This is a genomic window from Halobaculum sp. CBA1158, from assembly GCF_021431925.1.
In the GTDB taxonomy this organism is placed as follows: domain Archaea; phylum Halobacteriota; class Halobacteria; order Halobacteriales; family Haloferacaceae; genus Halobaculum.
This window is the reverse complement of record NZ_CP090371.1, coordinates 1249947-1274745: the sequence shown is the minus strand read 5'-3', so window position 1 is coordinate 1274745 and position 24799 is coordinate 1249947. Positions and strand designations below refer to the sequence as shown.

At 69.4% G+C, this 24799-nt stretch carries 18 protein-coding genes and 1 tRNA gene; 7 read left to right on the top strand and 12 right to left on the bottom strand.

Features of this window, described 5'->3' with window-relative positions; translation table 11 throughout:
- Positions 1-146: 146 nt before the first annotated feature.
- Positions 147-2072 (bottom strand): beta-CASP ribonuclease aCPSF1, encoded by a 1926-nt coding sequence (locus Hbl1158_RS06760; protein WP_234299290.1) that lies wholly within the window; start codon positions 2070-2072, stop codon positions 147-149.
- Between the two features lie 208 nt (positions 2073-2280).
- Between Hbl1158_RS06760 and Hbl1158_RS06755 the strand changes: the two genes are divergently transcribed.
- On the top strand, positions 2281-2808 hold the full coding sequence (locus tag Hbl1158_RS06755) for a hypothetical protein (RefSeq protein ID WP_234299289.1): 528 nt from the start codon (positions 2281-2283) through the stop codon (positions 2806-2808).
- Between the two features lie 36 nt (positions 2809-2844).
- Here the strand turns inward: Hbl1158_RS06755 and Hbl1158_RS06750 are convergent, their stop codons facing one another.
- Positions 2845-3327 (bottom strand): GNAT family N-acetyltransferase, encoded by a 483-nt coding sequence (locus tag Hbl1158_RS06750; RefSeq protein WP_234299288.1) that lies wholly within the window; start codon positions 3325-3327, stop codon positions 2845-2847.
- 292 nt (positions 3328-3619) lie between these two features.
- Here Hbl1158_RS06750 and proS point away from each other — a divergent pair, with 292 nt between their 5' ends.
- The 5 genes from proS to Hbl1158_RS06725 all read left to right on the top strand — a co-directional run bounded on the left by proS (position 3620) and on the right by Hbl1158_RS06725 (position 12242).
- Positions 3620-5119, top strand: coding sequence for a proline--tRNA ligase (proS, locus tag Hbl1158_RS06745; protein WP_234299287.1), 1500 nt, complete (start codon positions 3620-3622; stop codon positions 5117-5119).
- A 201-nt stretch (positions 5120-5320) separates the two neighbouring features.
- Positions 5321-9868: a glutamate synthase large subunit gene (gltB, locus tag Hbl1158_RS06740; protein ID WP_234299286.1), complete on the top strand. Its 4548-nt coding sequence runs from the start codon at positions 5321-5323 to the stop codon at positions 9866-9868.
- A 216-nt stretch (positions 9869-10084) separates the two neighbouring features.
- On the top strand, positions 10085-11020 hold the full coding sequence (gene mch, locus Hbl1158_RS06735; RefSeq protein WP_234299285.1) for a methenyltetrahydromethanopterin cyclohydrolase: 936 nt from the start codon (positions 10085-10087) through the stop codon (positions 11018-11020).
- 9 nt (positions 11021-11029) lie between these two features.
- Complete coding sequence (locus Hbl1158_RS06730; RefSeq protein WP_234299284.1) at positions 11030-11545, top strand: hypothetical protein; 516 nt, start codon at positions 11030-11032, stop codon at positions 11543-11545.
- Positions 11535-12242 carry an HAD family hydrolase gene (locus Hbl1158_RS06725; protein ID WP_234299283.1) on the top strand — a complete coding sequence of 236 codons (708 nt, stop codon included), beginning with the start codon at positions 11535-11537 and terminating at the stop codon, positions 12240-12242. Before Hbl1158_RS06730 ends, Hbl1158_RS06725 begins: the two co-directional genes overlap by 11 nt.
- Positions 12243-12425: 183 nt before the next feature.
- Here Hbl1158_RS06725 and Hbl1158_RS06720 read toward each other — a convergent pair whose 3' ends face one another.
- From Hbl1158_RS06720 to Hbl1158_RS06710, 3 genes are all read right to left on the bottom strand, one after another.
- Positions 12426-13553 carry a methyltransferase gene (locus Hbl1158_RS06720; RefSeq protein ID WP_234299282.1) on the bottom strand — a complete coding sequence of 376 codons (1128 nt, stop codon included), beginning with the start codon at positions 13551-13553 and terminating at the stop codon, positions 12426-12428.
- Positions 13554-14100: 547 nt separating this feature from the next.
- Positions 14101-15723 (bottom strand): GTPBP1 family GTP-binding protein, encoded by a 1623-nt coding sequence (locus Hbl1158_RS06715; RefSeq protein ID WP_234299281.1) that lies wholly within the window; start codon positions 15721-15723, stop codon positions 14101-14103.
- 218 nt (positions 15724-15941) lie between these two features.
- Positions 15942-16499, bottom strand: a complete 558-nt coding sequence (locus Hbl1158_RS06710; RefSeq protein WP_234299280.1) for a J domain-containing protein — start codon at positions 16497-16499, stop codon at positions 15942-15944.
- Between the two features lie 98 nt (positions 16500-16597).
- Between Hbl1158_RS06710 and Hbl1158_RS17155 the strand changes: the two genes are divergently transcribed.
- Positions 16598-16732, top strand: coding sequence for a hypothetical protein (locus tag Hbl1158_RS17155; protein WP_255764195.1), 135 nt, complete (start codon positions 16598-16600; stop codon positions 16730-16732).
- Positions 16733-16807: 75 nt separating this feature from the next.
- Here the strand turns inward: Hbl1158_RS17155 and Hbl1158_RS06705 are convergent, their stop codons facing one another.
- The 7 genes from Hbl1158_RS06705 to Hbl1158_RS06675 form a co-directional block, all read right to left on the bottom strand.
- Positions 16808-18793, bottom strand: a complete 1986-nt coding sequence (locus tag Hbl1158_RS06705) for a histidine kinase N-terminal 7TM domain-containing protein (RefSeq protein ID WP_234299279.1) — start codon at positions 18791-18793, stop codon at positions 16808-16810.
- A gap of 190 nt (positions 18794-18983) precedes the next feature.
- Positions 18984-19835 (bottom strand): orotidine-5'-phosphate decarboxylase, encoded by an 852-nt coding sequence (pyrF, locus tag Hbl1158_RS06700; RefSeq protein ID WP_234299278.1) that lies wholly within the window; start codon positions 19833-19835, stop codon positions 18984-18986.
- Positions 19836-19896: 61 nt separating this feature from the next.
- A complete protein-coding gene (locus Hbl1158_RS06695) occupies positions 19897-20898 on the bottom strand; it encodes a bile acid:sodium symporter (protein ID WP_234299277.1) in 1002 nt (333 codons plus the stop codon).
- The gene (locus tag Hbl1158_RS06690; RefSeq protein WP_234299276.1) at positions 20895-23552 is read right to left on the bottom strand and encodes a heavy metal translocating P-type ATPase; all 2658 of its coding nucleotides are present in this window, start codon (positions 23550-23552) and stop codon (positions 20895-20897) included. Before Hbl1158_RS06690 ends, Hbl1158_RS06695 begins: the two co-directional genes overlap by 4 nt.
- Before the next feature lie 94 nt (positions 23553-23646).
- Positions 23647-23961, bottom strand: coding sequence for an MTH1187 family thiamine-binding protein (locus tag Hbl1158_RS06685; protein ID WP_234299275.1), 315 nt, complete (start codon positions 23959-23961; stop codon positions 23647-23649).
- A gap of 127 nt (positions 23962-24088) precedes the next feature.
- Positions 24089-24490 (bottom strand): CBS domain-containing protein, encoded by a 402-nt coding sequence (locus Hbl1158_RS06680; protein ID WP_234299274.1) that lies wholly within the window; start codon positions 24488-24490, stop codon positions 24089-24091.
- A gap of 212 nt (positions 24491-24702) precedes the next feature.
- Positions 24703-24773 (bottom strand) — tRNA-Gly (locus Hbl1158_RS06675).
- Positions 24774-24799: the final 26 nt, after the last annotated feature.

Here is a 24799-nt window from a genome sequence, read left to right as displayed (position 1 = left end):
GCGGTCTTATTCCGTGTCGTACCGCGAACGAGGGCCGTAGGCCCGAGTGAGCGGAGGTTTTGTCATGAACGGGTTTTCAATGGGGGTTCCCGCAGGGCGCGAGCGCAGCGAGCGACCGAGGAAACCCCCATCAGAAAAGCGGTTCTTTATTTGAACCGGAACGTCTCCAGGTTCTTCGGCGCGAACGTCCGCATGTTGTAGTCGTGATACAGCGCCGAGGAAAAGTCCTGCACGGAGCGCTCGTCGCCGTGGACGCACAGCACCTTCTCCGGGCGCGGGTTCATCGTCTTCACGAAGTTCTCCAGCCCCTGGCGATCGGCGTGCCCGGAGAAGCCGTCGACGACCTCGATGCCCATCCGCAGGGAGATCGTCGACTCGCGGCTGCGGTCGCGGGGGTCCTGTACCGGGATCTCGTCCCACCCGTTCTGGATCCGGCGACCGAGGGTTCCCTGGGCCTGGTAGCCGACGAAGGTGAGCGTGGACTCCTCCTCGCTGCCGATGTGGCGCAGCCACGACATGATCGGTCCGCCCGTCATCATCCCCGAGGTGGAGAGGACGATGCAGGGGCCGCCGTCGGCGACCTCCTGGCGCTCGTCCTCGCCGCCGTCGATGTGGTTGAACTGGTCGGCGAGGAACGGGTTCTCGTCCTCGTGGAAGATCCTGTCCCTGAGTTCGTCGCGGAGGTACTCGGGGTAGGTGGTGTGGATCGCCGTCGCCTCCCAGATCATCCCGTCGAGGTGGACCGGCATCTCCGGGATCTTGTCGGTGCGCATCGCCTCCTCGAGCACCATCATGATCTCCTGGGAGCGCCCGACCGCGAACGCCGGGATCAACACCTTCCCGTCGTTCTCGTACGTCTCGTTGATCACCTCGATCAGCTTGCGCTCGGAGTCCTCCTGGTCGGTCTGGTAGTCGTTGCGGCCGCCGTAGGTGGACTCCATCACGAGCGTCTCCACGCGCGGGAAGTCGTTGACCGCCCCGTTGAACAGGCGGGTGTCGTCGTAGTGGATGTCGCCGGAGAAGGCGACGTTGTAGAGGCCGTCGCCGATGTGGAAGTGCGACACCGCCGACCCGAGGATGTGGCCTGCGTTGTGGAACGTGAGCTTCACGTCGGGGGCGATGTCAGTCACGTCGCCGTACTCCAGCGGGATCGTGTGTTTGATCGCCTCGCGCACCTGCGCCGACTCGTACGGCGGCGTTCGGCCCTCCTTGCTCGCCACGTCGAGGTAATCGAGCGTGAGCAGCCCCATCAGGTCGCGCGTCGGCTCCGTACAGTAGATCGGCCCGTCGTAGCCGTACTTGAACAGCAGCGGAACGAGCGCCGAGTGGTCGAGGTGGGCGTGCGTGAGCACGACCGCGTCGACGTTCTGTGCGCCCGCGCCGAGCGCCTCCGGAACCTGGAGGTACGGCACCTCTCCCTCCGCGCCCGGCTTGTCGCCGCAGTCGACGAGGATGCGCGTCTCGGCGGTGTTGAGGATGAACGAGGCGCGGCCGACCTCGCGGCAGCAGCCGAGGGTGGTGATCCGGACCCACTGCTCGTCGGCCATCTCCTCGCGGTGGATGGTGCGACCGACGCGCTCGAGGATGTCGCGGCGCTCCTCGCGCTCGTTCTTCAGGAAGCTGCGGACGTTCGACACCGTCGAGGACTCGATCGGCGGCGTGCGGACGACTTCGGGCGTCCAGCCGACCTCCTGCGTGATCTCACGGAGCGTGGAGCCGCGGCGGCCGATGACCATGCCGGGCTTTTCGGCCTCGATGACGACCTCGCCGGTGTCCTCGTGGAAATCGAGGTCGGCGACGCCGGCGTCGTCGGGAATGATCTCCTCGATCTTCGCTCTCGCCTCGCGCGGCTTGGAGAGCACGTCCGGATGCGGGCGGACCGTGATGCGCTTGCGGAGTTTCGACGCGAGCCGTCTCACGAGGTCGCCGTTCTGGGCGAACTCCTTGGGATGGCGCGTGTAGATGACGAGCTCGGGACCCTCGTACTTCACGTCGGTCACCGAGACGTCGTCCGGGATCTCCGATTCTATCTGTGCTTTCGTGTCGGCTAACTGCTTCTCGACTTGACTCATATGTAGGCGAATCGTCGCGGGTGCCGCGGGGCACGGCTGTCGGACGCTATGCCCCCGGGCCGGCTGTGAGTGGAAGACTGCATGAGTACGGGACGCTCCGTTATCGCTGCCCGTGTGGGCGACGGAAAACCCGCTTACCTCCCCGTATCCGCCCCGTGTTATAAAACCCTTCGCAAAACACTACCCCGCGCCCGCCGTGACTCCAGTCATGCGAGTCACGCCCGCCGCGGTCGCCGCCGAGCGCGACCGCCTGCGCGAGCGCGCGAGCGTCGTCCCCCTGGTCAACGAGACGCGCGAGGTCCTCTCGGAGCTGTTCGAGACGGAGGTCGACGCCGTCACCCCGGCCGGGTATCGCCGCGAGGTGGACGCGGTGTTCGCCGACGGCGACCGCGCGGTCAACGTCGCCGCGCTGGCGGGGCTCCTGCGCGATCTCGACGTGGAGGGCGACTACCCGGGGTTCGTCGTCGACGAGCTGCTGGGTCGTCGCCTCGCCTCGACTATCGCGGGCGGACAGCCGCTGGCGCTGCTCGCGGAGGCGACGTTTCACCTCGCGGACGCGCGAACGCACGGCGGCCCCGACGACGCCGCCGGCGCGGACGACCTCGACGCCGCGCTCGCGGCGGGATTTCAGACCCGACTCCCGGGGTGGTCGTGGCGCGAGACCGAGAGCCCGTTCGCGGTCGAGCCGGCGGAGGTTCGGGACGGCGGCCGTGCTGAAGATCGGGAGGAACCCTGATCGGTCCACCTGGGGTGAATCGGGACCCAGTGCCGCTCACTCCCGATCCGCGTCGCCGCTGACGCGGATCAGTTGCGCGAGTTCTCGCTCGCCGTCCACTCCCTCGTCGGGCACGGCGACCGACTCGGGGTATCGCTCGAAGCCGATCGACTCGTAGAACGAGACGAGGCCGTCGCGACACAGGAGCACGAGGTGAACGTCGCGGAGATCCTCGTGCTCGGAAACCGCCTCCATGAGTGCGGTGCCCACACCCTCGCCGCGACGGTCGCCCGCGACGACGACGTCGTAGACGCGGGCGTAGTAGACGAAGTCCGTGACGACGCGCGCGGCGGCGACCAGGTCGCCGGTGGCGGGGTCCCGACCGTGGTCGTGGTCGCGCAGCCCGACGCCGACGTCGGTGTTCGCGAGGGCGCGTTCCACGTCGTCGCGGTCGCGGTCGTCCCACCAGCCGTACTCCCGGTACAGGGCGAGGACGTCTTCGGTGTCGTCCGCGTCGAGGGCGACGCGAGTCAGCGGCATACGCGAGCGAACGAGGCGGGCCGGGTAAGTCGTTCCCGTGGGACGACACCGTCTGTCACGACGGGACAACGCTCTTGCCGGGTCGGACACACCGGCTATCCATGCGCGTCGCAGTCGCCGCACGCCGATTCGGTCACCGTCGCCGACGGCGACGCCGCCGCGTTCGGGTCCCGCCGCGTGGCGCGTAGCCACGCACCCATCTTTCATCACACGTCGGTCTCGAGCCGCGGACCGGCACCGCACGGCGACCCGAACGCACCGAGTTTAAGACGGCAGTCCGATATCCACGAGTATGAGCGAACACGAGTCCGCCGACTCCGGCGACGACGACCAGGAGTTGGGGATCACGAAGTCGAAGGAGTACGAGACCGGCGAGTGGTACGCCGAGGTCGTCCGGAAGGCCGGCCTCGCGAACTACGCGCCCGAGGGAATGTCGGGGTTCATCATCACCCGACCCCGCGGGTACGCGCTGTGGGAGCGCCTCCAGAACTTCCTGGACGCGAAGTTCAAGCGCACAGGGGTCCAGAACGCCTACTTCCCGATGTTCATCCCCGAGTCGTACCTCGAGGCCGAGAAGGACATCGTCGAGGGCTTCGACCCCGAGGTGGCGTGGGTGACCCACGGCGGCCACGAGGAGCTCGACGAGCGGCTCGCGGTCCGACCCACTTCCGAGTCCATCATCACGCCCTACATCAGCCAGTGGGTCCGAAGCCACCGCGACCTGCCCCTGCGCGTGAACCAGTGGTGTTCGGTCGTGCGCTGGGAGGCGACCGAGACGAAGCCGTTCTTCCGCACGAAGGAGTTCCTCTGGCAGGAGGGCCACACCGCCCACGTCGACCGCGACGACGCGTGGTCGGAGACGATGACGCGCCTCGACCAGTACGAGTCCGTCTACGAGGACTTCCTCGCGATCCCCGTCCTCCGGGGGCAGAAGCCCGACCACGACACGTTCCCCGGCGCGGACACCACCACGACCGTCGAGGCATTGATGCCCGACGGCAAGTCCGTGCAGGGGGGCACCTCCCACTACCTCGGGACGAGCTTCGCGGAGGCGTTCGACATCACCTTCTCCGACGCCGACGAGGAGGAGCGCCTCGCACACACCACTTCCTGGGGGCTGTCCTGGCGTGCGCTGGGCGCGTTGATCATGACTCACTCCGACGACCAGGGGCTCGTCCTTCCCCCCACGGTCGCGCCCACGCAGGTCGCGATCGTTCCCATCTGGCAGGAGGAGACGAAAGACGAGGTGCTGGAGTACGCCGAGGGCGTCGCCGAGGAACTCGAGGAGGCGGGGATCCGCGTCGAACTCGACGACCGCGACACGCGCAATCCCGGCTTCAAGTTCAACGAACACGAGCTCAACGGCGTGCCCGTCCGCTTCGAGATCGGCCCGTACGAGGTCGAAGACGACGAGGTAACGGTCGTCCATCGCCCCGACGGCGAGGAGTCGACCGTCGACCGCGACGGCGTCGCCGAGGCGACTCGCGAACACCTCGACGAGGTGTACGGGAAGCTGTACGCCGCCGCCGAGGAGAACCTCGCGGGCGAGGTGCGCGAGGCCGACTCCAGAAACGAGATCCTCGGGACCATCGGCCAGCACGGCGGCTACGTGAAAGCGCCCTGGTGCGGCGAGGAGGCGTGCGAGGAGGAGATCAAAGACCAGATCGCCGCCGAGATCGTGATGGTCCCGTTCGAGGAGGACGACGAGCGCCACGGCTCCGACCACGACGACGCCTGCGCGGTCTGCGGCGACGACGCGACGCGGACGGCGTACTTCGCGAAGTCGTACTGACTCTCCGTCGCCGCGATTCACCTCCGTCTCCCTCGTGACGAGCGACAACTCGGTGTCGAGTCACCGCGCGCCGTCTCGCGATCGGTATCCTTCAGGATCGTCCGAGAACATACGGTTGTCCTTGTACAACCTAATATGCCAATAACACACCCTTAGCCGTTTAGGGTCAACCCTTTAGCCGGAGGCCGCAGATAGTCACGCATGACTGAGCCGGACGCGTCGGCGCACGTCGGGGGCCTGGCGGACCCGGACGACGAGCGCTCGAACTGTGGTGTGGGGGCCGTCGTCGACCTCGACGGCGGGCGATCACACGACGTAGTATCGGACGCACTCGACTTACTGGAGAACCTCGAGCATCGAGGGACGACCGGGGCCGAACAGAACACCGGCGACGGGGCCGGCATCATGGTCGAACGCCCCGACGGATTCTTCGAGTCGGTCGTCGGCGACCTCCCGGAGACGTACGCCGTCGGGTCGCTGTTCATGCCGACCGACGACGCCGCCCGCGGCGACGTGGAGGCGCTGTTCGAGTCCACGCTGGCGGAGTACGATCTGACGGTGATCGCGTGGCGTGACGTGCCCACCGACGCCGCGGGCGCGGACCTGGGCGCGACGGCCCTGGAGTCCGAGCCGGACGTCCGGCAGGCGTTCGTCGCGCCCGCCGAGGACGCGGAGCTCGACGACGACACCTTCGACCGACGACTGTACGTCGCCCGACGCGCCGTCGAGACGGCCGCCGAGGACGCCGACGGCGGCGAGCGCTTCTACGTCTGCTCGCTGGATCGACGGCGCGTGGTCTACAAGGGCCTCCTGAAGGCCGACCAGCTCCCCGCGTACTACCCCGACCTGACCGACGAGCGCCTGACCTCGGGCGTCGCGCTGGTGCACGCGCGCTTCTCGACGAACACGCTCGGCGCGTGGCACCTCGCGCACCCGTACCGCAACATCGTCCACAACGGCGAGTTCAACACCATCCAGGGGAACGTCAACTGGATGCGCGCCCGCCAGTCGGACCTCGCGGACGGCGGCTTCACCGAGGAGGAGCTGGACGCGATCCGACCGGTCATCTCCGACCCGAACCAGTCGGACACGGCCTCCGTCGACGAGACGCTCGACCTCCTGCTCAACGGCGGTCGCGACCTCCCGCACGCGCTGCGGATGATGATCCCCGAGGCGTACCGGAAGGACGACGCGATGAGCGAGGCGCGTCGGGAGTTCTACGACTACCACGCCTCGCTGGTCGAGCCGTGGGACGGCCCCGCGCTGGTCATCGGCTTCGACGGCGACCGCGTCGCCGGCGTGCTCGACCGCAACGGCCTCCGGCCGTGCCGCTACGACGTGACGACCGACAACCGCCTCGTGATGGGCAGCGAGGTCGGCGCGCTCGAGCACGACCCCGAGGAGGTCCGCGAGCGCGGCCGCCTCCGGCCGGGGGAGACGTTCGTCGCTGACCGCCGGGAGGGACGCGTCCTCGACGACGAGGAGGTGTTCGCCGACCTCACAGACGAGACGTACGGCGAGTGGGTCGAGGCCGAACAGCGCGACCTGGTCGGCGTGACCGACGCCACCGACCCGTCGCCGGCGACGGAGCCCGACGACCACCTCCGGAGCAAGCAGGCGGCCTTCGGCTACACCACCGACCAGCTCAACCACCTCATCGGGCCGATGTCCGAGCAGGGGAAGGACCCGGTCGGGTCGATGGGCGACGACACCCCCCTCTCCGTCCTCTCGGAGTTCGACCGCCCGCTGTTCACCTACTTCAAGCAGCTGTTCGCGCAGGTATCGAACCCGCCGATCGACTACATCCGCGAGGAGCTGGTCACGTCGCTGGAGACGCGACTCGGTCCCCAGCGCAACCTCCTCGGGGAGACGCCCGAACACGCCCGGCAGGTCGTCCACGAGTCGCCGGTCCTGACGGAATCGGAGACGGCCGCCCTGCGCGGTCTAGACGACGCCACCGACGGCGACCTCACCTCGGTCACGCTCGACATGACGTTCGACCCCGATGGCGACCTCCGAACCGCGGTCGAGGACCTCCGCGAGCGCGCGGCCGCGGCGGTTCGCGACGGCGCGGACGTGATCGTGCTCTCGGACCGCGAGATGGGCCGCGACCGGATGCACGTCCCGAGCCTGCTGGCGACGGGCGCGGTCCACCACCACCTCGTGCGCGAGGGGCTGCGCGCCCGCGCCGGTCTCGTCGTGGAGTCGGGCGACCCCCGCGAGGTCCACCACGTCGCGTGTCTCGTCGGCTACGGCGCGGGCGCTGTGTGTCCGTACCTCGCGTACGACACCGTCCGCGACATCGTCGCCGGCCCGGACGGGGCCGACGAGGACGAGGCGCTGTCGGCCTACCGCGACGCCCTGGAGATGGGCCTGCTGAAGACGATGGCGAAGATGGGCATCTCGACGGTCGAGTCCTACCAGGGCGCGCAGATATTCGAGGCGGTCGGGCTCGACTCGGGGCTGGTGCGCGAGTACTTCGAGGGCACCGAGATCCGGACCGAGGGAATCGGCCTCCCGGAGATCGAGTCGGACCTGCGCGAGCGCTACGCGGTCGGTTTCGGCGACGACCCCGAACTTGAGACCCAGGGCGAGTACGAACACCGTTCCTCGGGGATCAAACACGGCTGGAACCCCCACTCGGTGAACGCGCTCCACACCGCCGTCCGCGAGGGCGACCGCGAGGCGTGGGACGAGTTCTCGGCGCAGGTGAACGACCCCGACGAGCCCGCTGAACTCCGGAACCTGCTGGACATCGACAACGGCCGCGACCCGGTGCCCGTCGAAGAGGTCGAGGCCGTCGGCGACATCGCCGAGCGCTTCTCGACGGCCGCGATGAGCCTCGGGAGCCTCTCGCCCGAGCAACACGAGAACAACGCGATCGCGATGAATCGCCTGGGCGCGAAGTCCAACACCGGCGAGGGCGGTGAGCCCCCCGAGCGCTTCGACACCGAGCGCGGCTGTAGCGTGAAGCAGGTCGCATCCGGCCGCTTCGGCGTCACCTCGAACTACCTCGCGAACGCCGAGGAGATCCAGATCAAGATGGCGCAGGGCTCCAAGCCCGGCGAGGGCGGCCACCTCCCCGGCGCGAAAGTGAACGAGTACATCGCGCACGTCCGCTACTCCACCCCGGGAGTGGGGCTCATCTCGCCGCCGCCGCTGCACGACATCTACTCCATCGAGGACCTGAAGCAACTCATCTACGACCTCAAGGCCGCCAACCCCGAGGCCGACGTCAACGTGAAGCTCGTCTCGGAGGCCGGCATCGGCACCATCGCCGCCGGCGTCGCCAAGGCGGAGGCGGACGTGGTCCACATCTCGGGTCACTCCGGCGGCACCGGCGCGTCGCCGAAGACCTCGATCAAGAACGCCGGCCTGCCGTGGGAGCTGGGCGTCGCGGAGGCGAACCAGATGCTCCGCGCGACCGGCCTCCGCGACCGCATCACAGTCTCCGCCGACGGCGGGCTGAAGACCGGCCGCGACGTGGCCGTCGCGGCGCTGCTGGGGGCCGAGGAGTTCGCGTTCGGCACCGCGGCGCTCGTCTCCTCGGGCTGCGTGATGGCCCGGCAGTGCCACCAGAACACCTGTCCGGTCGGCGTCGCCACCCAGCGCGAGGACCTCCGGGACCGGTTCCCCGGCGAGCCCGAGCACGTCATCAACTACATGCAGTTCATCGCCCAGGAGCTGCGCGAGATCATGGCCGAGTTGGGCTTCACCACCGTCGACGAGATGGTCGGACGCGTCGACTGCCTCTCCCAGCGCGAGGTCGACCACCCCAAGGCGAGGAAACTCGATCTGTCGGCGATGATCGCCGAGCCGTCCGACGACGGCCCGCGCCACAAGGTGCGCGAGCAGGATCACCCCGACCTCGCGGAGGCGCTCGACTGGGAGATCCTCGACGAACTCGGCGACAGCGTCGAGACGGGAGAGCCGGCCGCGCTCGCGGCCGAGGTGGACAACACCGACCGCGCCGTGGGCGCGACGCTCTCGAACCGCATCTCCGAGGCCCACGGCGAGGACGGCCTCCCGGCCGGCACGCTGGATCTCGACTTCCGGGGCGAGGCCGGCCAGTCGTTCGGCGCGTTCCTCGCACACGGCGTCGACGCCCACCTCGTCGGCGCGGCGAACGACTACGTCGGCAAGGGGCTGTCGGGCGGCACGGTCGTCGTCGAGACGCCCGCCGACGCCGCCTTCGAGGCCGACGAGAACATCCTCATCGGCAACGTCGCGCTGTACGGCGCGACCGACGGCGAGGCGTACGTCAACGGGACGGCCGGCGAGCGCTTCGCCGTGCGCAACTCCGGCGTGAAGGCCGTCGTCGAGGGCGTCGGCGACCACGGCTGCGAGTACATGACCGGCGGCGTCGTCGCGGTGCTGGGCGAGGTCGGCCGCAACTTCGCGGCCGGCATGTCCGGCGGCGTCGCGTACGTCCACGACCCCGACGGTGAACTGGCCGCGAAGACGAACACGGGGATGGTGAGCCTCTCCGAGGAGCTGACCGAGCAGGACGAGGCGATGCTGCGCCGCCTGGTGGAGAACCACCTCGCGCGCACCGGCAGCGATCGCGCGACGGAACTGCTCGACGACTGGGAGTCGGTCGTCTCGGAGTTCACGCGCGTCCTCCCCGACGCCTACGCGCAGGTCATCGCGGAGGGTCGCGGCGACGACGTGCGCGAGGAGCTGCCCGACGCCGCCGAGGGCGGGGCCGTGACCGCGGAGTTCGGGGCGGGCGCGGTCGGCGACGACTAGCGCGAGCCGGCAAAGCCGGCTCGGGGAGACGGCGGCGAGGTCCTTGTGCCGCTCCGCCCACAGGAACGGTCAGCGAAGCCGGCTCGGATGGACGGCGCCGAGGGCTTCGTGCCGCACCGCCCACGACTGCGTATCGGACCCGTCTCCCCGCGGCCGGCGACTTCGGCGACGGTCGCACAAGACCGAACTTAACCGGGATGCCGCCCAAGCCCGGCCATGGACAGCCTCAATCGCATGGCGGTGGAGCTGGTCGACGAGGCGCTCGACTTCGCCGACGAGCTGAACGTCGCCGCCTACGAACTGGACTCGGGCGCGACGGTCGTCGACTTCGGCGTCGACGCCGACGGCGGCCTCGAGGCCGGCCTCCTCCTCGCGGAGATACAGACCGCCGGCCTCGCGACCGTGCAGACCCGGATGGGTCGCGTCGACGGGACGCCGACCCCGCACGTGGAGCTGACGACCGACCACCCCGGGATCGCCCTGCTGGGATCGCAGAAGGCCGGCTGGGAGCTCGATCTCGACGGCTTCGCCGGGCTCGGTTCCGGGCCCGCCCGCGCGCTCGTGGGCGAGGAGCGCGAGTACCAGGCGCTGGGCTACTACGACGAGTTCGACCTCACGGTGCTGTGCGTCGAGAGCGCGACGCTCCCCGGCGACGCCGTGGCCGAACACGTCGCGGAACGGGCGAACGTGAACGCGCAGGCCGTCTACCTCCCGACGACCGCGCTCGGGTCGACCGCCGGCAGCGTCACCGCGGCCGCCCGCGCCGCCGAGTTGGCCGTCTTCCGGCTGTTCGAACTGGGCTACGACCCGGAGAACGTGAAGTCCGTCGCGGGGAGCGCCCCCGTCGCGCCGGTCAGCTACGACGAGACCGAGGCGATGGGGCGAACGAACGACGCCCTGGCGTACGGCGGCGAGGTCCACCTCACCGTGAGCGAGGAGTTCGACCGGTTCGACGAACTCCCCTCCAGCGCGGCCGACGAGTACGGCCGTCCGTTCGCCGACGTGTTCGCCGACGCGGAGTACGACTTCTACGAGCTCGACGAGGGCGTGTTCGCGCCCGCCGCCGTCACCGTCGACGTGCTCGACGGGCCGACGTACGCGCTCGGGGAGACGCGCGAGGACCTGCTGGCCGAGTCGTTCGACTACCGCTGAACGCGACCGATGAAGTTCAAGCTGGTCCCCGAACCGCCCGAGTCGCTCGGGCTCGTCGCCGACGCCCACGCCGCCGTCCCGCTGGTGCCGGGCAGCGAGGACGACTGCTGTGCCCGCCTGATGCGCCGGGTCGGGTTCCGCTCGCGCGACGTGGCTCGGACGTGGCTCACCTTCCTGCGAGCCGTCGGACTCGCGGAGGAGACGCCCGACGGCTTCCGTCGGATCCGCGCGGAGCCGACCGCCGAGCACCTCCGCGAGCACCTGCTGTCGGGGGTGTACGGCGCGAGCGACGTGGGCGACGCCCTGACCGAATCCGAGTCGCTGACCGCCGACGAGGCGTTCGCGGGGTTCGTCGACCGCGTGCCCGAGTGGGAGCGCTACCGCACCGACGACTGGGAGGCGGTGTGGCGCGAACGGGTCGAGTTCCTGCTGGGATGGTTTCTCCTGCTCGATCTCGCCGAGCGCCGGGACGGACGGTACGTTGCCACCGACGCACTCTCCGCCCTCCGCGACGATGCCCGATAGCCCGTCCGGCGACGGCGCGGTCGCCGACGTCCTCACCGACGCCGCGGCGGTGACGTTCGACCTCGACGACACGCTCGTCGCCTACCGACGGTCGCCGGGAGCCGTGCTGAGGGCCGCCTTCGACGCCGTCGGCGTCGATCCGGCGTTCGAGGTTGACGCGTACTACGATCGCTTCGCCGAGTTCAACAACCGAACCGACTCGATGGCGGAGCTCAGAGAGGCGTGTTTCGCAGCGCTGTGTGCCGAGCGCGGGCGCGACCCGGAGCTCGGGCGCAGGGTGGCGCGGGCGTTCGCCGCCGAGCGCGACCACGCGAACGTGGCGTGGCGACCGGGGGCGCGCGACCTGCTGGACGCGCTGGAGGCCCAGGGCGTCCCGTTCGCGGTCGTCACGAACGGCCCGCCGGACGCGCAAGCCGAGAAGGTCCGGGCGGTCGGCCTCGCAGACCGCGCCGTCGACGTGGTGTTCGCCGGCCACGACGCGCCGGCCAAACCCGCGGCCGAGCCCTTCGAGTCGGCGCTCTCGTCGCTCGGTGTCCCGGCTTCGGCGGCGGTCCACGTCGGCGACTCGCCCCAGTCCGACGCCGCCGCCGCGCTCGCGGCCGGGATGCGGGCGGTGCTCGTCGGCGACGGCAGGCCGGTGCCGGACGACGCCGTCCGGGTGCCGTCGCTGGCGACGCTCGCGGACGGGATGAACTGAATCTGGATCGGGGGATCTCGGTCGAAGCCGGAGATCGGTGGCTCTATCGGAATTCTCGAGCGGTAATGGGTTTGGCGGGTGTCGATAAATACAGCAGATCTGTCGAGCGGTAAGGTACCCAAACGGGCAGAGAGGACCCGATTCGAGTGGCGACTCTTCTCGACGGTCAGGGCTATTCGCTACCTACGGTGTTACCTCCAGAACAACGTGTTCCTCTCCCGTGCAACCCCTCTCTACACTACTAAATCGCGAGAGGTGATCACTCAAATCAAGCTCTGCGTGATGTACAATACAGAGTACTCCGTTGTCATCCAGCACGCCGTGAATCCCAGCAAAAAGCTCGGAGAGAACCCCTTCACCTGCGTGAGTCGGTGGATTACACAGTACTCTGTCGAACGTCTGGTGGGAAACCCCTTCAACACAATCTGCGGTCACAACTGTCCCGTCAACATCTGACTTCTCAAGCGTGCATTCTGCACACGTTGTCGCGATTTTATTGTCGTCCGAGAGCCATACGTCACACTCGGCAACGTGCGCCGCGTATGCTCCGATGGCCCCGTACCCGCAGCAAACGTCCAGTACCTGTTCCCCGTCCTCGATTGCAACAGATTCCATGAGGAGGCGAGTCCCCCGGTCTACCTCTGCGGCCGAAAACAAGCCCGGGACAGTAACGAGACGCGGTTCGATCCCATCTATCGTCGCTTGTATTACTTCAGGTGAGACGTAGCTTGTCGGATTGTACTTCTTCGGGCGTGTAGCCTTGAGAAGGCGAGAATCTCCACTCTTACTCACTTGCTCAACCGTGGCACCCAGTTCCTGTAGACAATCCCTGTACCGTGTCAATCCGGATTGTTTCGATGCCGCCACGTAGAGGCTTCCACCCGTACGCAACACCGCGAGGGAATCTGCAATCCGTTGTTTTCCAACTGGCAGCGCGGTATACGGTTTCGGAGCATACGCCACCGTATCGAACTCCCGTTCTACTGTCGTCAGATCAGCCAAGAGAGAGACCTCTGCGTCGGCATCGTTCTCTCTGATATTTTTCTCACAAATATGGGTCGCTCGAGCACTCGACTCAGTCATCTGGACAGATTCTCCTTTTGCAGAGAGAATAGTCCCAACGACGCCGTAGTTTGCCTCGGGACAGAGCAGATCGCCTACGTCGGCCTCCCATAGTGATTCCAGAAGTTGCAGTTCAGACGTCCGGAATGCGTCTTTTGAGCAGACACCATCGGCGGTGTGGAACTGGTATCTCTGCGGGCCTTCCGAAACTCTCGATTCGAGCGGTAGAGTATATGGGGTCCGCGTCATCAACGGGTTCCCCGCGAGAATTTGCCAATCAGTACGTAGTCGCGAATCGGCTCAGTTGTGTTTCGGGAGCGACTCCTCTGGTCGAACTCCAGCCAGGCCGGAGATGTCTCGATCATTTTTGTTGGTTCGGCAGCTCATAGCGGTTGACTATCGAGGCGGCAGACGCGCTACGCTCTCCATGAGGAACCCACAGATCGTGGTCCACGCACGGCTAAGCGCAAGCGCGAACCAGGTGTCAAGCAGCGAACTTCCCTGTCGAGAAGCCCACAGTTGACGAGCCGGCCGAACCGTTTCCCACCGCGTCCGTTACGCGACGACTAAGGTGTTCGACCTGGAGCCGTTGTTCACAGCAATCTCACTTGTTGCTATCCGGATATAAAAAATTACTCTCGTCGTTCGGCTTGGCCGTTATGCCCTTCTCCCGATACAAGTGATTGGTAGCTCACCTCGACATATCCAGCCTATCCAGTAAATTCGCAACCCTACCCAACGGCGATTTCATGAAGAACCACGTCTAACAAAACGCCTCAACAGAGTCAAAGCGGTGTCAGTCGTCGGCGTAGTGCACGCCCGTGACCGTGCCGACGCCCTTGCTTTGACCCTCGCGGAAGACGAACCGCTGGCCCTCCTCGATGAGGTACGGGCGGAACTTGAATCGGACCTCCGTCTCGCCGGTGTCGCCGGGGAGCAGGCGGCCGCCCTCCGGGTGGAAGACCGCGGCCTCGCTGACGGTCTCCAGGTGGACGACCGGCTCGTACCCCTCGCGGATCCGCGTCGGGTGGTTGAGCACCATCACCTCCGCGTCGAACGAGCGGACCGGCTCGGGGTCGGCGTCGCGGGGGACCAGCGCCATCCCGCGTTCGATCTCCGCCTCCCGGACGCCCTTGAGCGCGATGCCGACGATCCGGCCGGCGCTGGCCTTGTCGACGCGGTGGTAGTGCATCTCGATGGAGCGGACTTCGACCTCGCGGAAGGAACCGTCCGGCATCGGCCCCAGGAGGAGTTCGTCGCCAGCCTCCACCTCGCCCGACCGGATCGTGCCGGAGGCGACCGCGCCCACGCCCTTCACGTCGTAGGTGCGGTCGATGTACATCCGGAAGTCGCCGTCGGCGTTGTCGGCGCGCTTCGGCAGCGACTCGAGCATCCTGTCGAGGTCGCCCAGGCCCCGCTTGGTCACCGCCGACGTCTGCAACACGGGGACGACGCCGTCGCCGATCTCCTCGACAGCGGCGGCGACGCCGTGACGCTCGACCCTGAGGGGAGTCTTGCCCACGTCCCTGAGCATCGACTCGACCGCGCGCTCGACCTCCAGCACGCGCTCCTCGGGCGGGGCGTCGACCTTGGTGATCGCGACGATCGTCGGCAGTTCCATCGCGAGCAGGATGCCGAGGTGCTCGCGGGTGGTCTTCGTCGGCCCGTCGTCGGCCGCGACCGTGAGCAGCCCGTAGTCGAGTTTCTGGCCGACCAGTCCGCGGATCGTCGTCCGGAGCCACGGCTCGTGGCCGACGGTGTCGACGAACGAGACGAGTCGGTCCGCCTCCTCGACCACCCTGGCGCGGTCGCTCTTGCGGTCCGGGTTGTCCATTCGGACCGGCCCCTCGTCGTCGAAGCCGTACACGCCGTAGCTCAGATCCGCCGAGAGCCCGCGCTCCATCTCGTGGGGCTGCACGTCGAGGTACGACCGGGTGCCGCCCTCGCCGTCGTCGGCCTGTCCGGTGACGAGCGTCCCGACGAGCGTCGACTTCCCGTGGTCGACGTGGCCCGCGGTCCCGACGACGATGTGGTCGTCGTCCGCCTCCAGCGCCGCGCCCTCGCGCACCGTCGCCAGGCCGACCAGTCCGCCCTCAGCCTCGCCGTCGCCGGCGGCCCACGTTTCCACCTCGTGGATGTGCGCGTCGGCCTCCTCGGCCAACAGCGAGAGCACGTCCATCGACTCCGAGAAGGCGGTCGGGGCGATGCCGGCGATGCCGCCGTCGTCGGTGACGCCGACCACGTACAGCGCCTCGCCGTCCCCCGAGAGCACCCGGTGGCGAAGCTGCGCCGCGAGCGACTCCATGCGTCCCTCCGCGAGGTGGACCTCGCGGGTGAGCCGCGTCTTGAACTCGACGTTCCCGCCTTCCTCCTCGCCGCGCTCGATGGTCCGGCGGAGCACGGCCCGGTCAGCGCCCATGGCCGAGGGGTAGGGGTGAGTCAGTATAACGGTTTTCACGCGTATGCGTCTCATTCACACGGGGCTGGCGGAGGGGGAACGGAGAGGATCTGTCGGACAACGACGAGTTCGCCACGGGCCGCCAGAAGGGGTTCAAACTGCCATCGCTCTTCGGTCAGACCACACTCCTCATCCAGGAGCTCACTCCTCGTTTCGGAACTCACTCCTCGTTTCGGAACTCACTCCTCCGTCAGAACCTCGTACGCGCGGTTGACGCGCTTGAACTCCTCCTCGTCGCCGCCGGAGTCGGGGTGGGTCTCCTTGACGCGCTCGCGGTAGGCGGACTTCACCGCCGACTCCGAGGCGTCGGCGTCGACGCCGAGCGTCCGGCGGGCGTCTCCGGGCGGCATCCCCGCGTTGCCGGTCATCGACGCCCCGCCCGTCGGGCCGCGACCGCGGCGACCGTTCGGACCGCGCGGGCCGGCCTGCCGCCGTCGACCGTTCGCGCCGACGCGGCCGCCGTCGCCCATCCGGGCGCGGGCCTCGCGGGCGAACCGGGATCGGGCCCCCCGAGCCCCTTCCGCGGCGTCGGCGGCCGCGCGCTCGCGACTCGCCCGCTCGTGGAGGCGTTCGCGCATCCGACCCGAGGCCTGGTACCACATGAAGTAGGCGGCCGCGGCGAGGGGGACCGCCACGATCAGCACGAACGGCGAGCGGGCGATGCCCACCATCGCGAGCGTCACCGATAGCCCGCCGAGCACGGCCGCGATCCCGAGGATCAGTACGTCGCGGTCCACACCCCGACTCGGCGGCGAGCGACCGTAAACCCCTCGCCGGCTCTCCGCGGGAACCGTCGCAGCGACCAAGTGCTCGCGCCGGGTACGCCGCGACGATCATGCACGCGAGCGAACTCTGTCAGGTGTGTGAGACCGCCGAGGCGTCGGCCTCGTGTGAGCGGTGCGGGGCGGTCGTCTGCGACGACCACTACGACCGGGCCGCCGGCGTCTGCGTCGACTGCGCGGCCGCGTGAGGACGCTCCCGGATCACGGTTTCCGGTAGCCTCTCGCCCGGAGTCGCGCCTTCCGGTACCGCCTGTCGACCGGAGTCACGTACCGTCGTCGCGGTCGGCCAGCGACGGCCCGGGGGGCCGTCCCTCCCCGCCCGCTCCGGTGTCGTCGGGTGCGGTGTGAGCCTCCCGGGAGCCGGCGTCTTCCCGGTCGTCGTCGGCCGCGCCGTCGTCGGCCGCGCTGGCGTCCGCTGCGTCGTCGTCCGCCGCGGTCTCGGTCCCGTCTGCGTCGACCGAATCGGTATCGCCCCCGTCGTCGCCGGCGACGAGCGTCGACCGGGGGAGCGTCACCCTCACCCGCGTGCCGCTGGGATCGCGACCCTCGAACGACAAGTCGGCCCCGAGCAGGCGAGTCCCCCACTGGACGACCCACAGGCCGAGGCCGCTCCCGTGGCTCAGCGCCGTCTCGGTGCCCGAGCGGAGGCTCTCCAGTTCGCCCTCCGGGATGCCGGGGCCGTCGTCGGCGACGACGACACGGACGCCGTCGTCGTCGACGCCGACCGAGACGCGGACGCGCACGCCGTCGCCGCCGTGTTCGAGCGCGTTCTCCACGAGGTTCGCCACGACGACCCGAAACACGGGCGGGCGAACGTGAAGGGAGAGTCGATCGGGAGCGTCGAGCGCGATCGAGGCGTCGGGATACGGGTCGCGCACGTCGCCGACGGCCGTCCGAACGAGGTCCACCACGTCCGTCTCCCGGGCGTCGGTCTCGTCGTCGAGGACGTCTTCCACGTCGCGGGCCTTCTCGCCGAGGCGCTGGAGCGCTCGCCCGCGCCGGCTGATCGCGTCAGCGAGCGGCCGGTCGTCCTCGTCGACGCGCTCGACCAGCAGGTCCGCGTTGCCGACGACGACGGTCATGTCGTTGCGGAGGTTGTGTCTGAGCACGCGGTTGAGCACCTCCAGGCGCTGTCGGCGCGCCTCCCGGTCGGTCACGTCCGCGAAGGTGATCGTGTACCCGACCGGGCGGCCGTGGTGGTCCTCGATGCCGGAAACGGTCGCCTCGTACACTCGGTAGCCGGTCTCGTCGGACTGCTCGATCCGCTGGGGACCGTCGGCCGCGAGGTCGATGTCCGGCACGTACGCCGTGAGTGAGTCGCCGGCGACTGTGCGGTCGAGGTCCTCGTCGCCGTCGCGGTCGGGGCCGTAGTCTCCGTCGCCGTCGCGGTCGCCGTCCGGATCACCGGTGGCTCCGCCGCGGCCGATCCCGAGGACCGGTCGGGCCGCCGCGTTGAACTCGATGATCCGCCCGTCGCTGTTGACGACGACGAGCCCCACCCCCACGTCCTCGATGGCGGCGCGGCGGCCCAGCGCCTGCGTCGCCGGCAACAGCCCCTGGAGGTCGAAGCGGAACAGCGCGAAGCCGAACAGCACCCCGGTCGCCGCCAGCGTGAGCGGCGTGAGATCGAGCACGGGCACCGGCGGCAGGAAGAACACGGCCTTGACGTGCGCGGCGAAGCTCACCGCCGCGCCGAGGATGAGCGCGATCCCCTGGTCCCGGTAGAGCGCGCCGTACGACAGCACCGGACCGAGCAGGAACACCATGCCGGAGCCGATGACGACCCACCCGAACGCCGCGTGAACGTAAAACCAGATGCCGGGGTCGAACGCGACCGTGGCGGAGCCGAAGGCGGGTTCGATCCGGTAGTCGGTCCACATCAGCCCGTGGGAGGGCGCGGTCGCGACGAGCGCCGTCGTGACGACCGGGACGACCGACAGCGCCGCGACCAGTCGCCGCGTGACGTACTCGCCGCGGCCGGTGTAGCCGAGCGCGAAACACAGCCACGCGGGCGCGACGATCGCCTTTCCGACCTCCAGCGGGATCTCGAACAGCTCACGGACGCCGGGGTCGAATGCCGTGAGCGCGAGGGCGTACGACAGCGACCAGATCGCGACGCCCGCCATGAGGACCGCGAACGAGGTCGCCCCGGGCTCGCCGCGGTTCTGCCAGGCGGCCGTCCCGACCGCGACCGCGGTCCCCCCGGCGAGGAACGCGACCGCGACGACCGCGAAGCCCTCGGAGAGCATATCCACTCTCCTCGTCGGAGACGTAAATACGGATCACCCTTCCGTCGGGTCGAACCCGTCGAGCGCCGGGCACGGGTCGGACACGGGCCGATCGGCGGGCCCGTCGTCGTCGACGGGGCGGTGATGGGTCGCCCGCCGGTCGCCGGCCGATCCTGACAGCCCGCCGGCCGATCCCCGACCGGTCGCCTCCTCAGCGGTCGCGGTGGTCGTTCAGTCGGTCGCGCAGTCGCTTGGCGGCCTGCCCCGACGCCTTCGCGAACGCGTCGTCGCCGCCGTCGCCGTCGGCGACCCCAGCGTCCCCTCCCGCGTCCACTCCGGCGAAGATGATCCCTCGAGAGGAGTTGACGAGGCCGACGCCGTCGGCGAGGCCGTGCTCGACGGCCGCCTCGGCGTCGCCGCCCTGCGCGCCCACCCCGGGCACGAGGAACGGGAGGTCCGGAACCGCCTCGCGCAGTTCTTCCAACTCCTCGGGGGCGGTCGCGCCGACGACGAGCCCGACGTTCCCCCGGCCGTTCCACGTGTCCGCGAGGGCGGCGACCCGCCGGTACAGCGGCTCGCCCGAGGCGAGTTCCAGGTCCTGCAGATCCGCGCCGCCGGGGTTGGAGGTGCGACACAGGACGAACACGCCCGTGTCCGCCCGCGAGAGAAACGGCTCCAGGGAGTCGCGTCCGAGGTAGGGGTTCGCAGTAATCGCGTCGACGTGCTCGAGCATCTCGGCGTACTTCCTGGCCGTGTTTCCGATGTCGCCGCGCTTGGCGTCGAGCAGGACGGGCACGTCCTTGCCGTGGGCGTACGCGACTGTCTCGCGGAGCGCGCGCCAGCCGTCGGCGTCCTCGTAGAAGGCGGCGTTGGGCTTGTAGCAGGCGGCGTACTCGTGGGTCGCGTCGATGATCCGACGGTTGAACGCCCACCGCGGGAGGTCCTTGTCGAGCAGGTGCTCGGGGATCCGGTCGAGGTCGGCGTCCAGCCCCACGGAGACGACGGTGTCGTGCGACTCGATGCGCTCGCGGAGGCGTTCGAAGAAGGCGTTGAACTCGGGCACGGTCGGCGATTCGTCGGCCGGGGGATAATCGTTCCCGGTTCGGCAGCCGCCTCGGACCGGCTCAGTCCTCGACCCGCGGGCCGGGGACCGACGGCCCGACCGGCGCGCTCGGAACGACCCACCGCGGCACCGCCCGCGTGAGCGCGACCATCCATGCCAACTCGACGAGCGTCTGCGTGACGACGACCGCCGGAGCCAGCGCGTAGCCGTCCGGCAGCGCGAGCGCCAGCGGAAGCACGACCAGCGAGTTGCGCGTGACCGACGTGAACACGAGCGCGCGGCTCTCGCCCGGATCGAGCCCGAAGACGCCGGCGGCGACGCGGCCGACGGCGACCATCACGATCGGGAACACCGCGTAGATCGGCACGACCGCCGCGATCCGGTCGAGCGACGCGGTCACGCGAGGGAGCTGCGAGGCGATCACGACGAACAGCGTCAGCGCCATCATCGGAACCGGGAGGGTTCCGAGTACGGTCTCCGCGCGCCGCCCCGTCTCCGAGCGCTCGGCCCACCACTCCGTCGTCCACGCGAGCGCCAGCGGCGCGGCGATGAGCGTCGCGAACGCCTCCAGGAACGGCTCGGCCTCGACGACCGCCGCGGCCGCGGGGCCGGCGAAGAGCCACAGGTAGCCGGGAAGCAGCGCGAACTGAACCAGCAGCAACACCGGCGTCGTCGCCGTGAGCTGTTCGGCGTCGCCGTCGGCGATCCCGGTGAACGCGATGACGTAGTCGACACACGGCGTGAGCAAAACCAGCAGCGCGCCGACGAGGACGACCGGCTCGTCCGCGACGGGGCGTGTGAGCGCCCACGCGACGACCGGGACGACGAGGAAGTTCGTCGCCAGCGCGGCCCCCACGAACCGGCCGTTCGTGAACGCCCGGCGCAGCCGCACGAACGGGACCTCGAGGAAGGTGACGTACAACAGCACCGCCAGCACCGGGTCGATCGCGGCGTCGAACCCCGCGACTGCGTCCGGACGAGCGACCGCGGCGGCGACCGCGGCCGCGCTGGCGACGGCGTAGGCCGCGATCTGATTTCGAGCGAGTCGGTCGGCGACGCTCACGCGTCGACTGTCGACTCCCGTGGTCCTGTCGGTGGCGACGGGGTATCCGGGTCCGGAGTCGCGTCCGCGGTCGTCGCGTCCGAGTCGGCGGGCGACACCCGCGCCAGCCGACTCGCGTTCGCGGTGACGCCGACGGTCATGCCGGCGTCGCCGGCGAGGACGGCGAACCAGATGGGAACGAGGCCGAACGGCACGGCCGCCGCGAGGGCGGCCTTCGCCGCGAGGCTCGTCCAGACGTTCTGCCGGATGACGCCGTTCGCGCGCTCGGCGAGCGTCCGGAGGTACGGCAGCGTCGAGAGGTCGTCCGCGAGCAGCGCCACGTCCGCGGTCTCCAGGGCCGTGTCGGTTCCCGCCGCGCCCATCGCGATCCCGACCGTCGCGGTCGCCAGCGCGGGGGCGTCGTTCACGCCGTCGCCGACCATCGCGACGCCGTCGTGTGCGTCGAGCAACTCCTCGACCGCGGTGACCTTCTCTTCGGGCAGGAGTTCCGCGCGCACCTCGTCGACGCCCACCTCGCGGCCGACCGCGCGGGCCGTGCGTTCGTTGTCGCCGGTGAGCATCGCCGTCCGGACGCCCGCCTCGCGCAGGCGCTCGACCGTGCGGCGCGCCTCCGGGCGCACCTCGTCGGCGACGGCGATGACGCCCTCCAGGTCCTCGGCGGTCCCGACGAGCACGACCGTCTTGCCTTCGGCCTGGAGTTCGGGAACCGTGTCCGAGAGGAGGTCGAGGCAGTTGTTCCGCTCGCAGATCGCTCGGGAGGTCCGGGTGACGACGCCGCCGTCGGTCGCGGCGTGGACGTGCGAGAGGTCGAAGCCCAGGTCCGAGAACAGCCCCGGCTTGCCCGCGTAGTGGGGTTCCCCGTTGAGCGTCGCCGTCACGCCCTTGCCGGTGACGGCCTCGAAGTCGTCGACCGCGCGGTCGGCGACGCCGGCGGCCTCGGCCCGGTCGACGATGGCGTCGCCGATGGGGTGCTCCGAACGGAGTTCGAGGCCGCGGGCGCATCGAAGCACGTCGTCCTCCGTGTTGTCGCCCAACGGGATCACGTCGGTGACGGTCAGCTCCCCTTTCGTGAGCGTCCCCGTCTTGTCGAAGGCGACGGCGTCCACGTCGCCCATCGCCTCCAGGTGGGTGCCGCCCTTGATCAGGACGCCGTTGCGGGCGGCGGAGGTGATCCCCGAGACGACGGTGACCGGCGTCGAAATCACGAACGCGCACGGGCACGCGAGCACGAGCAGGGTCAGCCCGTAGAGGACGTACGTGTCCCACGCCGCGCCGACGGCCAGCGGCGGGCCGACGGCGACGACCAGCGCGAACGCGACGACGACGGGCGTGTAGTAGCCCGCGAAGCGCTCGACGAACTGCTCGCGGTCGGAGCGCTCGCCCTGGGCGGCCTCCACCATATCGACCACCCGCGAGAGGGTGTCCTCGCCCGCCTCCGTCGTAACCTCCACCTCGAGATAGCCGCCCTCGACGATGGTGCCCGCGAACACCTCGTCGCCGGGGGCCTTGTCGACCGGGACGGACTCGCCGGTGACGGGTGCCTGATTCACGGCGCTGGTACCGTCGGTGACGACGCCGTCGCGGGGGACGCGCTCGCCGGGGCGCACGACGACCGTCTCGCCCACCTCGACCGCGTCGGCGGGGACGACCTCTTCCGTTCCGTCTCGCACGACCGTCGCCTCGGTCGGCGACAGCTCCATCAGCTCCCGGAGGGAGTCGCGAGCGCGGTCCATCGCCGCGCCCTCGAGCAACTCCGAGACCGAGAACAGCGTCGTCAGCGTCGCCGCCTCGAAGTACAGGGGCTCGTCGAAGCCGATCCCCGCGGCGACCGCGCCGAGGATGGCGACGCTCATCAGCAGGTCGATGTCGAGGCTCCGCCCGCGCAGGGAGTAGTAGCCGTTGCGGAAGACGGCGACGCCGCCGACGGCGACGGCCGCGAGGTACGACAGGTCGCCGACGCGGACGGCGCGGCCGAGGAGGTCGACGGCCGGCCCCGCGGTCGGGGGCGCGAGCGGGTTCGCGAGGGCGAGGCCGACGCCGGTAAACAGCGCCGCGAGGTACGTCGCGTACGCCCGACGGCTCCGCCACACCGACGACTCCTCGGCGTCGGCGTTCGCGTCGCCGTCCCCGTCGAGCGACGTGGAGACGACCTCGTAGCCGGCGGACTCGACGGCCGAGCGGAGCGCCGCGAGCGTCGTCGCGTCCGGATCGAACTGGAGCGCCACCGTCCCCGTGGTCGGACGCGCGTCGAGGTCGCGGACGCCGTCGACGCGCTCCAGCGCGCCGGTCACCTTCGAGGCGCAGGAGGCGCAGTCCATGTCGGGGACCGACAGCGTCACCGACTCCGCGTCGTCGGCGACGGCGTAGCCGGCGGACTCGACCGCGGCGACGACGGCGTCGCGAGCGACGGTGCCGTCGGTACCCACCGAGAGCCCCCCCGTCGTCGGCCGGGTGTCGACGGCGGTGACCCCGTCAACGCGGGTGACGCTCCCCTCGACCTTCGAGGCGCAGGAGGCGCAGTCCATCGCCGGCACGGAGAGGTCGAACCGGGCGTCGTCGCCGGCGCGGTCGGCGTCGGCGCGGTCACCGCCGATGTGGTCATCGCCGGCGCGGTCGCCGCCGGTCTGGCCGTCGGCCCCGTCGTCGCGTGACATTCGTACCCGCCCTAGCCGACGATCGGTTATTAATTCATCTGCTAACGGATCGGCTCTAGCTGCTCGTTCTTAATAATCTATATCGGCTTTGTTATTATTCTGCGTCGCTGCGGGCGGGACGACCGAGTTCGCGCTCGACGGACTCGACCTTCTCGCGGGCGCGCCTGTCGCGGTCGCGCTTGTCGTCGATCTTGAGGAACGTGGAGACGCGGTCGCCGTCGACGGCGCGGTGGGCCGCCGTCGCCGCGGCCATCACCTCCTCGATGTCGTCGGCCTCGATCACGGTCCCCATCGGGTTGGTCTCGTAGGCCACGTCGAAGTCGTCGAGCGCGGCGACGGCCTTCGCGACCTCGCCCGCCATGCTCCCCTCGACGACCGGCGCGACGCTCAACAGCGCGATGACTGTCATACCCGATCGACGGTGGCGGGACGCAAATCTGTGTCCCCGTCGATCGCCTCGTCGCCTTCGCCCGAGGGGCGTCCGGATTCGGACGGCTCAGACCCGATTCGGATGGCTCAGGCTCGATCCGGACGGCTCAGGCGCGAAGGCTCGAGAGGTACGCGGTGAGGTCGGTGGTGGAGACGACGCCGACGACGCCGCTGTCGCCGTCGGTGACGGGCATGTGGTGGAACCCCCGATCCAGCATCGTCGTCGCGACGCTCGCCAGCGAGTCGCCCGGATCGGCGGTCACGAGGTCGGTGCTCATGTACTCGGAGACGGGCGTCTGGTCCTTCGGTCGTCGCTCGGCGACGATCTGCACGAAGTCCGTGTTGGTGAGGATCCCGCGAAGCGTGCCGTCGTCGTCGACGACGATCACCGAGCCGATCCCGTGCTCCATCATGCCCGTGGCCGCCTCCTCGACCAGCGTGTCGGGCGTGACGGTGTAGAGACTCTCGGACATCACCTGCGCGACGAAGACGTCGTCTAAATCGTCCATAGTATCGCCGAGTTCGTCGGTGCAGATATAACCGTTGGCTCCCGAGCGAGTGGCCCGCGGCGACTCCCCGCCACCGATCCGATATCAGTCCCGTGATGAACCGAGAGGTCACGGACCTGAACTGATCGCACCGCGTGAAACGAGCACCGTGTTAGCACCGGCCGCGACACTCGCGAGGCGACGCCTCGCGAGTTCGGTCGCCGATAGAGAACTGCACTGGCGGGGATTTGAACCCCGGTTGTGACCATGGCAAGGTCACGTGATACCACTACACTACCAGTGCGTACCTGCATCCGGGTGCCGTCTCCG